Genomic DNA, 1,961 nt, shown 5'->3' on the forward strand with positions numbered 1-1,961 from the left:
ACCGGCAACTTCGTCATCGGCCAGGAATACCACTTCGACGTCTCAGCGGCGGTGGTTGCGGGCCAGGAGGTCACGTTCGTGATCGACAGCGACGGGGCGCAGAGCGGCGGCGACGCGGCGTTCGCTTCGAGCGAGAACGGCAACACGGCGATCCGCCCGACGCTGGTGGTGAACCTGGAAGACGCGGCGCCGCAGGGCCTGTCGGTGGAGGTGACGGGCACGGCTCAGGACCTGGGCGCGGGCTCGAGCTACTCGAACCAGGACCTGGCGGGCGGCGTGGCCTACTCGCCCGACGGCACGTCGGCGACGCTGACGGGCAACGCGTGGAAGCGTTACGACCTGGGCTACACCTTGACGGCGGACACGGTGCTGGCGTTCGACCTGAGCGTGGCCGACGCGGGTGAGTTCATCGCGATCGGCTTCGATGGCGACAACAACCACGCGAACGGCATCTCGGCGTTCCAGCTGGCGGGCAGCCACACGTGGAACGGGTTGAACCAGTCGCAGCGCAACGGCTCGGGCAGCTACCTGATCCGGGTGGGCGACCACTTCACGGGCGCGGTGACGCACCTGGTGCTGGCTGCGGACGACGACAGCGACAGCTCGGCGGACGTGACGTTCACGAACCTGCGCGTCTACGAAGAAGCGCTGCCGCAGGGCCTGTCGGTGGAGGTGGGGGGCACGGCCCAGGGCCTGGGCGCGGGCACGAGCTACTCGGACCAGGACCTGGCGGGCGGCGTGGCCTACTCGCCCGACGGGACGTCGGCGACGGTGACGGGCAACGCCTGGAAGCGTTACGAGCTCGGCTACACGCTGACGGCGGACACGGTGCTGGCGTTCGACCTGAACGTGGTCGACGGCGGCGAACTCCTGACGATCGGCTTCGACAACGACAACAGCCACACGAACGGCGTATCGATGTTCCAGCTGTCGGGCAGCGACACGTGGAACGGCTTGAACCAGTCGCAGCGTAACGGCTCGGGCAGCTACCAGATCCGGGTGGGCGACTTCTTCACGGGCGCGGTGACGCACCTGGTGATCGGGGCGGACGACGACGCGAACAGCTCGTCCAACGCGACGTTCACGAACCTGCGGGTCTACGAAGAAGCGGCGTCGCAGGGCCTGTCGGTCGAGGTGGCGGGCACGGCTCAGGACCTGGGCGCGGGCACGAGCTACGCAGACCAGGACCTGGCGGGCGGCGTGGCGTACGCGTCGGGCGGGACGTCGGCGACGCTGACGGGCAACGCGTGGAAGCGTTACGACCTGGGCTACACGTTGACCGCGGACACGGTGCTGGAGTTCGACCTGAACGTGGTGGACGGCGGCGAGATCATCGCGATCGGCTTCGACACGGACAACGAGTTCCGCAACGGCATCTCGGCGTTCCAGCTGTCGGGCTCGGACACGTGGTCGTCGGCGAACCAGTCGCAGCGTAACGGCTCGGGCAGCTACCAGATCCGGGTGGGCGACTTCTTCACGGGCGCGATGACGCACCTGGTGTTGGCCGCAGACGACGACGCGGACAGCTCGGTGAACGTGACGTTCACGAACCTGAAGGTCTACGAATCCTCGCCGGGCCTGTCGGTGGAGGTGGGGGGCACGGCCCAGGACCTGGGCGCGGGCACGAGCTACGCGGATCAGGACGTGGCGGGCGGCGCGACGTACACGTCGGGCGGCACGTCGGCGACGCTGACGGGCAACGCGTGGAAGCGTTACGACCTGGGCTACACGCTGACCGCGGACACGGTGTTGGAGTTCGACCTGAACGTGGTCGACGGCGGCGAGATCATCGCGATCGGCTTCGACACGGACAACGAGTTCCGCAACGGCATCTCGGCGTTCCAGCTGTCGGGTTCGGACACATGGTCGTCGGCGAACCAATCGCAGCGTAACGGCTCGGGCAGCTACCAGATCCGCGTGGGCGACTACTTCACGGGCGCGGTGACGCACCTGGTGCTGGC

Annotated in this window: 1 pseudogene; it reads left to right on the plus strand. The window is 68.1% G+C overall.

Annotation, left to right across the window (positions count from 1 at the left end):
* A pseudogene (locus HNQ40_RS17990) lies at positions 1–1,961 on the plus strand (hypothetical protein); the annotation flags it as partial.

This window comes from Algisphaera agarilytica, assembly GCF_014207595.1.
Taxonomy (GTDB): Bacteria; Planctomycetota; Phycisphaerae; order Phycisphaerales; family Phycisphaeraceae; genus Algisphaera; species Algisphaera agarilytica.